At 60.0% G+C, this 12,910-nt stretch carries 13 protein-coding genes; 10 read left to right on the top strand and 3 right to left on the bottom strand.

Translation table 11 applies throughout. The features are described from left to right. The first annotated feature begins 300 nt into the window (after positions 1–300). From KZO24_RS14730 to KZO24_RS14720, 3 genes are all read left to right on the top strand, one after another. On the top strand, positions 301–1,545 hold the full coding sequence (locus KZO24_RS14730) for a tyrosine-type recombinase/integrase (protein ID WP_486486527.1): 1,245 nt from the start codon (positions 301–303) through the stop codon (positions 1,543–1,545). 317 nt (positions 1,546–1,862) lie between these two features. Beyond that, positions 1,863–2,711: a hypothetical protein gene (locus tag KZO24_RS14725; protein WP_486486526.1), complete on the top strand. Its 849-nt coding sequence runs from the start codon at positions 1,863–1,865 to the stop codon at positions 2,709–2,711. After that, positions 2,704–2,874: a hypothetical protein gene (locus KZO24_RS14720; protein WP_486486525.1), complete on the top strand. Its 171-nt coding sequence runs from the start codon at positions 2,704–2,706 to the stop codon at positions 2,872–2,874. The genes KZO24_RS14725 and KZO24_RS14720 overlap by 8 nt, the downstream gene beginning before the upstream one ends. A gap of 150 nt (positions 2,875–3,024) precedes the next feature. Here KZO24_RS14720 and KZO24_RS14715 read toward each other — a convergent pair whose 3' ends face one another. Continuing rightward, the gene (locus KZO24_RS14715) at positions 3,025–3,648 is read right to left on the bottom strand and encodes a helix-turn-helix domain-containing protein (protein WP_486486524.1); all 624 of its coding nucleotides are present in this window, start codon (positions 3,646–3,648) and stop codon (positions 3,025–3,027) included. Positions 3,649–3,952: 304 nt separating this feature from the next. Here KZO24_RS14715 and KZO24_RS14710 point away from each other — a divergent pair, with 304 nt between their 5' ends. From KZO24_RS14710 to KZO24_RS14690, 5 genes are all read left to right on the top strand, one after another. Next, positions 3,953–4,567: a hypothetical protein gene (locus KZO24_RS14710; protein ID WP_486486523.1), complete on the top strand. Its 615-nt coding sequence runs from the start codon at positions 3,953–3,955 to the stop codon at positions 4,565–4,567. Positions 4,568–4,622: 55 nt separating this feature from the next. Continuing rightward, on the top strand, positions 4,623–5,165 hold the full coding sequence (locus KZO24_RS14705) for a hypothetical protein (protein ID WP_486486522.1): 543 nt from the start codon (positions 4,623–4,625) through the stop codon (positions 5,163–5,165). A 247-nt stretch (positions 5,166–5,412) separates the two neighbouring features. Further along, on the top strand, positions 5,413–5,748 hold the full coding sequence (locus KZO24_RS14700) for an HK97-gp10 family putative phage morphogenesis protein (protein ID WP_486486521.1): 336 nt from the start codon (positions 5,413–5,415) through the stop codon (positions 5,746–5,748). Continuing rightward, complete coding sequence (locus KZO24_RS14695) at positions 5,748–9,134, top strand: tape measure protein (protein WP_486486520.1); 3,387 nt, start codon at positions 5,748–5,750, stop codon at positions 9,132–9,134. The genes KZO24_RS14700 and KZO24_RS14695 overlap by 1 nt, the downstream gene beginning before the upstream one ends. A 57-nt stretch (positions 9,135–9,191) precedes the next feature. Continuing rightward, positions 9,192–9,467 carry a hypothetical protein gene (locus tag KZO24_RS14690; protein WP_486486519.1) on the top strand — a complete coding sequence of 92 codons (276 nt, stop codon included), beginning with the start codon at positions 9,192–9,194 and terminating at the stop codon, positions 9,465–9,467. A gap of 41 nt (positions 9,468–9,508) precedes the next feature. Here KZO24_RS14690 and KZO24_RS14685 read toward each other — a convergent pair whose 3' ends face one another. Then, entirely contained in the window at positions 9,509–10,225 is a 717-nt protein-coding gene (locus KZO24_RS14685; RefSeq protein WP_486486518.1) for a hypothetical protein, read from the bottom strand. 864 nt (positions 10,226–11,089) lie between these two features. Further along, positions 11,090–11,341, bottom strand: a complete 252-nt coding sequence (locus KZO24_RS14680; protein ID WP_486486517.1) for a hypothetical protein — start codon at positions 11,339–11,341, stop codon at positions 11,090–11,092. 2 nt (positions 11,342–11,343) lie between these two features. Here KZO24_RS14680 and KZO24_RS14675 point away from each other — a divergent pair, with 2 nt between their 5' ends. Together KZO24_RS14675 and KZO24_RS14670 are read left to right on the top strand one after the other, a co-directional pair. Further along, complete coding sequence (locus tag KZO24_RS14675) at positions 11,344–12,195, top strand: DUF4238 domain-containing protein (RefSeq protein ID WP_486486516.1); 852 nt, start codon at positions 11,344–11,346, stop codon at positions 12,193–12,195. A 370-nt stretch (positions 12,196–12,565) separates the two neighbouring features. Then, entirely contained in the window at positions 12,566–12,910 is a 345-nt protein-coding gene (locus KZO24_RS14670; protein ID WP_486486515.1) for a hypothetical protein, read from the top strand.

Genomic DNA, 12,910 nt, shown 5'->3' with positions numbered 1-12,910 from the left:
ACCCTCAAGCGATACTGAAAGACCGTGCCCCGCCGCCATAGCCCCGGCAATCATCGATTTGAACGTTTGTGCAACAGTAGTGTGCTACACGCAGCCCGACCCTGCTCCGAAAAGCTTGGTTTTCCAGCGATGTGAGGAAGATTGGATGCCCCGCGAGCACTATAACCAATGTCCAGCCACGATTTATGCTGACCAATAGAACCATGTAAAACCAGAGGTTTACGTTTCTAGATGTCCAATCCCGTCCATTGACGAACCATGCTATCCATCACTAAATGAGGGAACGAGTGAGGGAACGATATGGGCAAGCTGACGGTAGTGGGAGTGAAGGCGGCTAAGGCGGGGCGCCATGCCGATGGTGACGGCCTCTACCTGCTGGTGAAGCCCACAGGGTCGCGGTTCTGGCTCCTGCGTGTTCAGCAGGACGGAAGGCGCCGGGACATTGGCCTTGGGTCTGTCGATACCACCACCCGCCGCGCTGATGATCCCATTCTTGAGGTGTCGATCATGCAGCGCAAGACGCTCACCTTGTCAGAGGCACGCGAGAAGTCGGCCATGCTTCGCAAACTCGCGCAGGCAGGCCTCGATCCCGTTATTGAGCGTGATCGGGAGCGCCGGCAGATTCCGACTTTTGCGGAAGCCATCGGGCTAGCGCATGAGGAGTTCGCCAAGGGATGGACCGACAAGCACGCGAAAGCCTTCAAGTCGTCGCTGGAGGCTCACATAGTTCCCGCGCTGGGTGCGCACCGCGTCGACGTCATAGATCACGCTATGGTGCGTAATGCTCTAGCGCCGATCTGGACCGTTAAGCCGGTGATCGCCCGCAAGCTGAGGGTCCGGATCAACCAGGTGCTGGGGTTCTGCAAGTCGAACAACTGGCGGACCAAGGATCTCCCGGAGGCGAAGGAGGTGCGCAAAGGCCTCGCCAAGCACTCCCGCGACAAGCACTTCGCCGCGATGCCGTTCAAGGCTGTGCCTGCCTTCCTGGCGGAATTGAGTGTGCAGGAGGGCACGGCCGGGCGGCTGGCGCTGGCTTTCACCATCATTACCGCTGCCCGATCGGGTGAGGTGCGGCTGGCGACATGGGACCAGATTGACCTTGAGGCTCGGACGTGGACCCGGCCAGCCGAGATAATGAAGATGCGTGTGCAGCACGTCATCCCTCTCAGTGACGAGGCGATGAGCATTCTTGAGCGAGCGAAGGCGCTGGGTAGCACCGGCTTGATCTTCCCCGGGGCGAAGAAGGGCGCGCCGCTATCCGATATGACGCTCACCAAGGCGCTGCGGACGGCTGGCGGTGCAGACGTGACAGTGCATGGCTTCCGGTCCAGCTTCCGCGATTGGGCAGCGGAGATGATGCCAAGCGTTCCCGCCATGGTGGCAGAGATGGCTCTGGCCCATAGCGTCGGCACGGAAACGGAACGGGCGTACCTGCGAAGCGACATGCTGGCCATGCGCATCTCACTGATGGCGGCATGGGGCGGCTATGCGGCTGGCACACAGGTCGCCAACGTGACGCCGATCCGCAGCGCGAAAGCTTCGTGAGAGAGAAAGGCCCCCAAGGACAAAAGGGACATTAGGGACGAAACCCTGTTTTCAGTGTGCCAGATGCGATCCAACGAGATGGGATGCGGAAGAGGGAGCGGGGGACAATAGGGACGAAAGGGACGAAACCCCCGTTTGTCCAAGAGCGAGCGCCGCTTCAGCAGTGTTAATCAGTGCTAAATGTGAACCCTGAATCATTTCAAGGATTTGCGGATCGCGAAGTAATTCGTTCACATTTTAAAACCAATGCGAAGATGAAAAGCCAATTGACTCAACCGGTCGCGCCATGATTCAAGCTGTTTCAAGCGGGGGAATTTATGACGATCTGCGTTGCGGTTAAGGTTCACGACTGCTTGGTTTTAGCCGCCGATAGTGCAACTTCTCTGGTCGGGGCAGACGCCAATGGAAACCCGGCTATTGTCAATGTGTACGGTCACGGCAACAAGGTTTTCAATCTCGTCAAAGGACTGCCCGTGGTCGCTATGACATGCGGCATGGGTAACATTGGAAGTGCGTCAATCTCTAGCCTCGCTAAAGAGCTACGCAGGGAGCTTTGTGCTGATCCGGCTAACGGTGGATTGGATAAGACGAATTATACCATCGAAGAGATCGCTAATCGAGCAAAGGCGTTACTCTTTGACAGGCACTACAAGCAGATGGCGGCCCCGCCCATAGGCGATCACACACTAGAGTTTTTCGTTGGCGGATATAGTAGCGACGCATCATCAGCAGAGCTTTGGAAGATTGTCGTTTCCAACGGCGCTTGCGACGCACCTAAACAGGAAATGCCAGGCGCAGACCATTTCGTTGTATGGTCTGGGCAACCGGAGGCCCTTAACCGCCTGTTGATGGGGTTTAGCCCAAGCCTCATAGATGCACTTTTAGCGGCTGGCGTTGAAGATTCGAAGTTGCCCGCGCTGCTGGAATTGATAAAGGGCCACACCGTTACACCGCTGGTGGAGCCTGCCATGCCGACCGGAGACGCCATCGCTTTGGCGGATTTTCTGGTCGACGTGACGAAACAGTATGTGCACTTTCGCTATGGTGCGGACACTGTTGGCGGTGAAACCGATATAGCAACCGTAACCCGTTATGAAGGTTTCAAGTGGATTAGGAGGAAGCACTTCTACCCACGCGACCTAAACATGGAGACCGATCATGTCTGATAGTCTGCAGCTTCGCGATCGTCTGCCTCCGCTGCCCCGTGACCTGCCGATGCCGCCGTATCATTTCCAGCGTGATAAAGGCGGAAGTGGTAGCGCAGGCGCGAAGACCGCCAAAGCGGACCATGGTTTGGGCATTTTGACGGGTTCGAACCTTTCCGTCTGACGTATCGCTAGATGGTAGATGGCCCGGCGGGAGCGTTTCCTGCCGGGTTTTTCGTGCCTGAAGAATGCGACAACATTCGGGTCACCAGCGGTTAAGGGCCTGAGGGACGAAGGGGCCGCCGTGGTCAAGGCGGCCCTACAATTCGCAGCCTCAGTGGACGGTCGCCCCCATACGTTCCAACCAAGCGCTTGATGCCTCGTCGACCAGCATGTCGACACGCCTAAGCCCGTCATGCCCGGGAATGCTTTCGTCCAGCGACCGCGCGCCGTAGCCATGCGCTGAATCTTGTAGGGCTTTCGTGCCGTAGCGACGTCCTACCTTCTCGATCGCATCGAGAGGTACTGTACCCTCGATCACATCCAGCATCAGTGATGCAGCGGCGTCGGATGCAACGTCGAAGGGAAGGCTGGTTCCTATTGCCCTGACGACGCGCTTCTGGAGGTCGGACATCTGGTCAGCCGTCCGGCGCCGGGTCCGATGCGGTTGCTGCTCCTGTGGCCCAGCGTCATGGCGTTGCCGCCAACGCTGCACAGTGCTGACTTGTACCCCTTGATGTCGGGCGATGCTTTTCGTGCCCCAACCCATCTCGTGTAGCAGCTTCCGCATCGGCTTGAGATCGTGATCCGGGCGACAGTGGCTGTGGTTCGCTGGTAGTGCCCGCCTTTTCCGCCAGCGGAGCACCGCGGTCTGATGGACGCCTTGCCTTCGGCTGATCTCACCATCGCTGAGCCCCTGGTCGTACAGTTGGCGCCGTTCTTGAAGTTGTTCGATCATAGTCATCTCCATGCCGGCTGGATGTCGGCCTGGGCGTGGTGCCCGTCCACGCAGCGCAATTCTCGGATTTTGTGACGGCTAAGCGCATCATCGCGGCGAGCGGCGCGACTTGTCGTGAACCGGAGAGCAGGCAGAGACGACTTGAACGACGGGCAATACTGAAAACCCCATCGCTCCGGGCTCGACTCGAGTGGATCGGCTCCCCAGTCCTGCGCCGCTCGCAAGGGAACGGGGCGAGGCGATGGGGACAATAGGGACAAAACCGTCCGTATAGACGTTTGCGTAATGTCGGCACCCCGGCCCCATGGACGGAGCCAAAGCAAAGGGCGGGTCGCGCCGGAAGCCATCCCCTCCGGATTTTGCCGATGTGTTCATTCGCGAGGGCTGGCGTGGCGTCGAAGCGGAGTTCGGTGCCCATACCCGCTGCAACAAGCGCTGGGTCGAGGACAATGGGGGAGATGCCCTCAAGCTCAAACGGCGGGAGTTCCTGCGGGAGCGAAGCGCACTTCGGCGCGCACAAGCCCAGGCGGTGCAAGAGGCGAAGCGCCAACGCATTGCGAAAGCGAAGAACGTCCCGCTACCGCCCGAGTTGGAACGGGCCATCGCATTTCTCAAGTCGCGTGAGGGCGGAACATGGCTCATCACGCCTACGGGCCGAGGAGACTTCTTCTTTGGTGGGACCCGCCTACCAGCCGAGCAGATAATAGCGCGGGCTGAAGGGCGCAGGGGGCGTTGGTCTTCATGGTCGCAGCCCGAGCGTCAGGCCCTGGAAGATTTTTCGCATGCGCCCATGGAAACGATCAGGGCTGCGTTACCTGATCGATCTGAGAACCAGATCCGCTGCATGGCGCGCAATCTGGGCTATCGCAGGGGAGATCACTCAGTACCCGTCCGTAGTGGAACGTACGACAGAGGGTAAACCTGACCCCACGAAAGCGGCGCGATGCGCCAGCGCCTAATCTCAGGAGCGAGCCGTGGATCTATCGAACGACTTCATGAAAGCGTTGGTTCGCCAGCATCAGGAGCGACAGGCTGACAAGCGCAAGCGAACGACGCGCATCAGCTTGACCTGCTTTGATGGGAGCTATGAGTTTCAGTTGCTCTACGCGGGCATCTTGGAGGTTGAGACGAAGGCAGGCGTTGGATTCGGCGCAGTCTACGGGCAGATCGTGCGGGGAATCTATCACACTGGCGAGGACGCAGTTTCCTTACCGACTGAGGGTACATTCACCCCGGCCGTACTGCTCGAAGTCATCCGTCAGAGCCTGATCGGCGGAAACAAGTGCACGGTCGATGGCATCGAGGCGCAGGTATCTCCGGCTCGGGCGAATAGTCTGATCGAGCGGTACTTGTCCCCACTGAACGGGGGAACGATCAAGGAAGCATGGAACCTAGCAGCGGCGATTGTGCATGCAGCGTTCGAGGGCGTCATAGTTGAAGAGAAGGTGCCCACGCAGGCGCCTGGGACGGATGACGGCGAACTGGAAAGCGTCGATCTGCCTGAAGCGGCAGAATAGGCAGCCAGGTCGTGGGTCATTCCCCCACTTTGACCCGGCTGAGGTCCAGCGGATTGCCGCCAGCTACCCCCGGAGGCGGCGACAACCACGGTCGAAGAGCGGGAGCAGCATCTTTCCCCACTGCAGCGTCACGCCTGGCTCGTCCGGTTTCGCCCCACGGAACTCGATACTCATGGCTAAGCTGGTGGGGGCAGAGCGTGTGCGGGCACGTCTGAAGGGGCTGAATAGCTCGTCCGCAAAGAGGCGCGTGAGCGCGGCGCTCTATGCTGCAGCCGACATCATTCGTGTGGAAGCTGCCATTTCCATCAGCACTGGTGCCGTAAGCGGGAAAGGTCATCAGCCAAGTGCGCCGGGCGAACCTCCCAACTACGACACGGGCACGCTGTCCGACAGCATCAAGGTCGAAAAGGTCGACGCAGCCGAATGCGACGTCGTTGCTACGGCCGACTACGCGGCGCTCCTCGAGTTCGGCAGCAGCAAAACAGCCGAGCGTCCCTTTATGCGGCCAGCCGCCAACAAGCACCGACCCACAGCTGAGCGGCTGGTGACCGAAGCCCTCAAAGACGAGTTCAGGAAGAGATAATGGCAACTGCCGAGGAAGTCCGCGTCCGGCTGATTGCCGAAATGGACGAATACAACCGGAAGATCGACCAATCCACGCGCCTGACCGATCAGGCGTTCGGGAAGATTGCGGATGCCCAAGTTAGGACCGAGCGGCAAATCAAGCAGTCGGCGGCTTCCATATCCGGCACATTCAAAGGGATGGCGGGAGCGTTCGCGACCTACTTCTCGGGCCGTGAGCTCGTCGGAATCATCGATCGGTTCACGCAGTTCCAGAACAAGCTCCGGGTAGCTGGCGTTGCCGCCTCGGATCTCGGCATCGTGCAGGACCGGCTATTCGCGTCGGCCCAGAAGTATGGCGTGGAACTCGGGGCGCTTGGTGGCCTCTACAGCTCGCTTTCGAACGCGTCCAAGGAGCTTGGCGCCAGCCAGCAGCAGATATTCGAACTGTCGGACACTGTAGCGGCATCGCTCAAGGTGTCCGGCCTGTCGGCTGGGGAAGCTGCTGGCGCGCTCCAGCAGCTCGGGCAGGCGCTCCGTGGCGGCACGATCCAGGCCGAAGAGTACAACAGCCTGCTCGATGGCCTTTACCCGCTCCTTGAGGCGGCTGCGGCCGGTTCAGATCGCTTCGGCGGATCGGTCGGCAAGCTCACGAAGTTGGTGAAGGACGGAAAAGTCAGCTCAGTCGAGTTCTTCAACGCAATCTTGGCGGGCTCCGAACTGATCGAGAACCGGGCGCAGGCATCGGTCCTCACACTCTCCGGCGCGTACACGCAGCTCACGAACGCGCTCACCGTTTACGTGGGCGAGGCGGCCCAGACCAGTGGCGCACAGGCGGCGCTTGCTGAGGGCATCAGCAAACTCGCCGACAATCTGGACGTGCTTATTCCTGCGCTGGCCTTGCTCGGTGCCAGCCTTGGCGTGAAGTACGTCGCCAGCGCCGGGGCTGCCACCCTTGCTACGATCCGTACCGACGCGGCGCTCCTCGGCTTGTCCACGCGCGCCGAAGTGGCGAGTTTCGCCATGGGCCGGTTGGTGCGGTCGCTGTCGATCAATGCGGCGGTGCTCGCCCTCACAGCTGCTATCGGTGCCATGGGCTCCGAAGTGCTGACGACCGACGGCCTGATCCGCCAGGCGAACACGCAGTATGACGAGATGCGCAAGCGGCTGGAGACGGCGGCGGCGGTCGCCTCTGCGGCTGGGGATGGCGCCAAGGGCGTTGGCGACGGTGCCGCTGGTGCCGAACCAAAGGTGCGTAGCTTCGCCGGAGCCGTCGGCGCCCTAGCTGACCAGCTTTACCGGCAGGCCGATGCGGCCAAGAAAGCCCGGATTGAGGGGCTTGAGCTAAAGCTCTCAGAATCGCAGTCGGCTGAGTCGGAACTGGCCAAGCGCACACCTGCAGGCCGGAACAACAGCCAGAACGAATTTCGTCGAGGCGACTTCCTCAACAATGCGGGTGTGCTCATTCGCGGCATTGTCGGCGGCGGGAAGAGCATCCTGTCCGGCGGCCGAACCGATCGCGAAGCAGTAGACGCCTACCGAAAGCAAACCGAGGTTAGTCTCGACCTCATCGAACAGCTTCGCCGGGCGAAGGCCGCCCCGCTAACCGATTTTGTCAGCACTCCCACTGCATCCTCTGGCGCCGCGGGCACTTCCGGCGGCGGGCGCGGATCGCGCGGCGCAAACGGCCCGACCGCAGATCAGCGCCGGGAGGAGCAGCAGCGGATCGAGCAGGAGATCGCCAACGCGCAAATCGGCTATCTGCAGGAACTTGCCCAGACCACCCAGAACGCGGCCGATCGCGCTGCGCTGGAGGAGAAGGTCATCGCAGCCACCCGCCTTGCCAACGAGCAGGACATCACCAACAACGAAGCGTTGAACGGTGCGCAGCGCGACAAGCTCATCGAGATCAACAATCAGATCGCGAGCCTGCGCACCCAGCAGGTCAAGGATCAAGAGGCTGAGCGCCTCCGCCAGGAACAGCTCCAGCTTACCACTCAGGCGTTGCGTGACGAAGATGCGTTGCTGCAGGCGCAATCCAGCATCGCCGACACCGCGAAGGAAAGGCGCGCGATCGAACTGCGCAGGCTCGACCTTGCATATCGCATGGAAGAGGCTGCCGTCGCTGAGGAACTGGCGCAGGCTGAGATTGCCAACGACACGAAGCGCATTGCTGCCGCCCGCAAGCGGATGGCCGATATTCAGGATCGCCGCGGCGTGGAAGAGCAGGGCGTCCTGAGATCGACCGAAAGCCCAGGCCAGCGCTACCTTCGCGAGATCAACAAGACCGGCGGGCAGATCGATGAGGATCTAGAGGCAATAACCGCGCGCGGGCTGGAAAGCCTGAACGATGGCCTCACCGACGCAATCACCGGCGCCAAATCTCTGGGCGAGGCTTTCGGCAACGTGGCCGATCAGATCATCTCCGACTTGCTGCGGATCGCCATCCAGCAAGCCATCATCAAGCCGATCGCAAACTCGCTTTTGGGGGCGGGGTTGGCGGCGGCCTTTTCGGTGAGATCGGCGGCGCGATTGCCGCTCCCTAGACAACTCCGTTCAATCAGAGGCCGGCGCGATCGTTGGCGGCTTCCAGCGCTGGAGCGAAGCGCAATGAGCTCATACATCATCCTGCAGAAAGCCGATGCGATCCACCTCATCACCGATGGCGCCAACTATGACAAAGACGGCGTTGTACGGGCAATCGACGGCAAGACTTTCCATCTGCCGAACTCCGGGTCGGCATTTGTCATTCGCGGCGCCGGGTATGCGGGCCCGCAGGCGGCCGCTTTCCTGAGCATGTGCGTGTCGTTCGATCAGGTCGTTGAATTGCTGCCCACTATCATGCGGCTGCTTTTGAAGGTTCGCGACGCCACGGCGCAAACCCCATTGATGCAGATCGACAGGCATTTCGAGATCGCCGTTGGAGGATGGTCAGATCGGTTCCGGCGCATGGCCGCCGTAATCGCCACCACCTTCGAAGCGCGCGACCCGAATGACCCTGAGGGGGTGTCCTATTGGCCGGGCTATGAGCAGTTCATGCCGTTCATGGCCCCGGTCGGATACCTCGTGCCGCCGGTGAACATGGTGCCTACCATCGGGCGTGAAATTGACAGCGCGGAGGCTCTGGAAACGATTGATCCCGTCGCGGAGGGGCGGCTGCTCATCGAGGCGCAACGCCGTGTCCCCGGTGCCTACAACGGCCAAATCAGGTATCTGGTCGGCGGTTTCGCGGAGCTCACGACCATTACCCGAGAGGCGATCGAAAGCACGATCCTTTGCGAATGGGGCGACGAGATCGGCTCGCTGATCGTACCTGACGGTGCGCCCACGCCGGAAGAACTTGCGGCATATGCGCCATCGGCTTCTCCGGTCGCCAAGCAGACGGAGGAGGTTAGCTACGCCGCTTGATTGCGTCCTGAATCCCGGCGCCGACATTTCGACAAGCCCCAGCCGCTCGGGGAGCACGTGTATGAGTTCCGTTATCGCTATCCAGTAGACCGATGCCGTCCACCTCATCACCGTGTGCTGCGCGAATATCCGGATGCGGTGGGCCAAAAGATCGAACCGGAAGGCGGGGCACCGATCGAAAGGCTGCAAGCCATCATGGACGCCCACCAGGCGCTTGCCGAGGCGAATGAGGCGCTGCAGGTGGCTCGCGTCGAGGCAACCGACCGAGCCAACCATTCGGCACGGATATCCATCCCGACCGAGGTCATCTCTGTTGACCTAATCTGCGCATAGGTTTTCGGTCGTGCGATTAGGATGCTGCGATGGGGATGCACTTAGCGAGATCCCACAAATTTTCCTTGAGCCAGTATCCGGCTCACCAATGCAGCGTCTCCGAAAAACTCAACTGGATCAAATGAGTGTGCAAGCAATTGCTCGTCGGATACGCCTGCCGTTCGCAGCTCTTGGAGCACCGTTTCCATTCGCTTGAAATACTGCTTGGAGGTCACGTCGGCTGCCAATGGGATGACACGCTCGAGAGAGGACAAGATCGCGTAATCAAGGCCCATTTCGCTTGAAGCGGATGCCGGATTCCAGCTGTCTGGTCCAGCTCGAACGGCGAAGATCTTAGACCGATGCCAGAAACCGCCCTTGCTCAAGTGACTTGGGTTCACGTGCGCGAGCGCATTGTTGCGAAGCGCCAGCAGGCTGGAGTGATCGTCCCACAGTTCGTCAGAGAAGTGCTTGCGATTTAGCTGGATGCTGCCTCGCTCCTGGCCTTTTCCACTGGTGGATGTTGCGCGAGCATACAGACTGACAGCCGATGTGAGCAGAGCCTTAGCGATCGTCTTCTCGGTCCGACTCTCGGCAACGATGGAAGACGGCAGACGATCCCGGATGATCGCGCAGCAGTCGTGAGCCTGTTGTATATCCGACAGGCATGATTGAGCACGCCAAGCTTGAACCAGCGCTTTGCGCAGAGTACTGTTTTTCGCACCACCCCCGAGCGTTTCGGCGAGCGCTCCTAGATCGCTGAAAGGTGGAAATTTCATCAGACACCCTGACGGTTAGCGATGGCGTTTGATCGCGTCCTGAATACCTGCACTCGCGGCGAACACGGCGCCAGCAAGGAAAATGAAACCGCCGGCTGTAACAGCCAGCAAAGCTTGTCCCGCGCTCTCAGCCCCAAGTGCGGCGATCGCTATCAGCGCCCCGAGAATTAGCAGTCCGACACCCGCAAATCGCATTCAGCACCTCCACGCTCTTGCTGTTACACCAGTGATCTCGATCAGAACAGTGACGTTCAACTGTTTGAAGACCAACCGATTGCCGATTGTTAATGTGCTCCCCGAATCAAGGGGGCTTATGAACAGGCGAGGCTTCATACTTTCGCTGTTGGCGGTGGCTGCTGTTGGCATGGACGAGCCAGCCGAGGCCAGGCGGCGCAGATCCAGTTATCGTAGCCGCAAATCAGGCACTCGGCGGCGAGCGGCTGGGTACTCTGTTCCTGCCGGAGCGCGCGGAACAGCCGATGATGGTGAGTGTCCTTGCAACGGAGGGAAGGTATGTGTCGGGCCGCGAGGCGGGCGGTATTGCATCACCCGAAGCGGCAACAAACGGTACGGTGTCTGACGAATATGGCACCTCCACCAAACACCGTTCCGAAGGCCATCACCCAAGACTTGCTCGCATTTTGCCAGCCGATCTCCAACGCCGATCCGGTGTTTATCACCTCTGTGCCCGTGCAGGGAGCGGTTCAGTCTTCCTGCTTCGAGAACGTGGAACTAAAGATTCTGCAAGAGCGGCGGGGCGATCGCATAGGGTTGGGCGATTTGGCACGTCCCCGGACTTTATTTTGAGGCGGAGCATCATGGGGTCTGGAGGAACAAAGCGGGCGGGCTGATTGACGTCAGCCCTCAGCTTGGGGGCGCCGCCGCTTGCTTTTCCTGCCTGATGATGGCGCTGTTTACGATCCCTTCCACCTCAGACAGAACATAATGGGGGCGGACGGCGACAGTCCCGAGGCACATGAGATGGTCGAACTCGGCAACCGCCGCCATTCGGTGATGGTTCGCTGCCGTATCCCTGGAACGGCAGAGATCCGGCTGTATGAGGCGGATCAGCGTGAGATCGCGTGGATAGACCAGCGCATTCAGACTCTTCTCCAATCATGAGCATTCCTCGGCGACATCACTATTTGCCCGAGTTCTTTCTCCGCCGTTGGGCCGTTTCGGGGAAGGTCTGGCGATTCGAGCGGCTGCTTACTGCTCCGGGTCAACCGGTACACGCCCGTCAGGTAGCCGTTTCCGCAGCGGCTAACGAGAAAGATTTGTACGCGGACCCGACTGTTCTGGACGCGGCGATGCGGCAAGAAATTGAAGCCGAGTTCTTTTCGAGGATCGATGACGCGGGGGCTCGAGCGCTAGGGTTAATCGATAGGTCGGTCTTATTGCCGATCAGAGATCGAGCCGCGTGGGCCCAATTCGTTGTTTCACTGATACACCGTAGCCCCAGCCGCATAGACTGGATGTTTGAGAAGCTGCAAGAGCGACTTCGCGACGATGGGATGGAGGACGCAAGCGCTGACCTGATCCGATCGACTGCGTTGCAGGTGATGACCACTGTCGTTAGTTCGGGCCAAGGCTTGAGCGCCGTCGCCAACTTCGGATTGCACCGGGTCAGCCTTGCGAAGTCGCGCTTCGACCTGCTTCTTTCGGATCGCCCTGTGATGCTGTCGAATGGGATTGGAGCTCCGGACGGATTCCTGATGCTCCCTATCGGTCCGCGGGAGTTGATGGTCCTGACAAAAAACAAGGACGTCGCATCCGCATTTTCCACTCAGAAGCCGACCGCCCTAGCTAGAGCGGTGAACGACGCCGTGATCAGGCAGGCGCAGCATGTCGTGATCGCATCCGACCGGAACCATCAGCGGTTCATTGAGCGTCGTTTTCTCAAGGCAGGTCGCAAAGATCACAGCGCGGTCAATCCTCTGGACGGGATGATGCGCTGGCAAGTGCCGTGAATACTCGAGATGCGCTTAGCCCCCTTTGGCGAGGGAGGCTTGTGATGGGCAATTTGATAGAGAGAGATGGCCCGCTTTAGGCCGGCGTTCTTTCCGCCACCAGACGCAAGATACGACGCATCGCTTCCGGGCGACTGGTGCCAGGGCAATTTGCCTCGATCCATAGATCAAGCAATTCCAAGTCATCAGGTTGCAGACGCACGCCTATAGGCTGGCCTTTTCCAGTGGGGGCAGGGCCGCGTTTTTTCCGTGTCGACAAAGTTTCTTGACCGGTCATCGCAACCGTGATTACACAGTAGGCGAGCCGACGCAAGGATTAGGCCCCTCGCGTCGGCTCTCACCGAAACCCGATCTTTGAAGGAGATCTGGAATGGCTATCCACGCCAATAGCACACCTGCGTCTTACGAAAACACTAACGCCCCGGCTGGCCTCGCGAGCGGTTTGAACTCCGCGTTCACGACGGCTTTCACGGCGTACCGCGTTGCCCATGCGCACTTCATGCGAGACGATCTGCCGGAAAAGGCAGGCATTGCCGCGCTTCATGCGTCCGACGATGCTTTCCATCGGGTGCTTGAGGCACCGTCTGCCACCATAGGCGACATCGCCACGAAGCTGGAAACCTACCTCGTCGAGTACGAGGGATCGTCATGGGACAGTGAGCGGCTGGCCCTGATTGCCGCGGACGCCCGCCGTCTTGCAGATCGGGAGGCCTGA

The sequence above is a fragment of the Novosphingobium sp. NFX11 genome (genome assembly GCF_057376415.1).
This window is presented reverse-complemented; position numbering and strand designations above follow the sequence as displayed.

What these genes read in the sequence shown, in the direction of transcription:
- KZO24_RS14730 (WP_486486527.1), top strand. Translation starts at nt 301, where the DNA reads ATGGGCAAGCTGACGGTAGTGGGAGTGAAGGCGGCTAAGGCGGGGCGC.
- KZO24_RS14725 (WP_486486526.1), top strand. Translation starts at nt 1,863, where the DNA reads ATGACGATCTGCGTTGCGGTTAAGGTTCACGACTGCTTGGTTTTAGCC.
- KZO24_RS14720 (WP_486486525.1), top strand. Translation starts at nt 2,704, where the DNA reads ATGTCTGATAGTCTGCAGCTTCGCGATCGTCTGCCTCCGCTGCCCCGT.
- KZO24_RS14715 (WP_486486524.1), bottom strand. Translation starts at nt 3,648, where the DNA reads ATGATCGAACAACTTCAAGAACGGCGCCAACTGTACGACCAGGGGCTC.
- KZO24_RS14710 (WP_486486523.1), top strand. Translation starts at nt 3,953, where the DNA reads ATGGACGGAGCCAAAGCAAAGGGCGGGTCGCGCCGGAAGCCATCCCCT.
- KZO24_RS14695 (WP_486486520.1), top strand. Translation starts at nt 5,748, where the DNA reads ATGGCAACTGCCGAGGAAGTCCGCGTCCGGCTGATTGCCGAAATGGAC.
- KZO24_RS14685 (WP_486486518.1), bottom strand. Translation starts at nt 10,225, where the DNA reads ATGAAATTTCCACCTTTCAGCGATCTAGGAGCGCTCGCCGAAACGCTC.
- KZO24_RS14675 (WP_486486516.1), top strand. Translation starts at nt 11,344, where the DNA reads ATGAGCATTCCTCGGCGACATCACTATTTGCCCGAGTTCTTTCTCCGC.
- KZO24_RS14670 (WP_486486515.1), top strand. Translation starts at nt 12,566, where the DNA reads ATGGCTATCCACGCCAATAGCACACCTGCGTCTTACGAAAACACTAAC.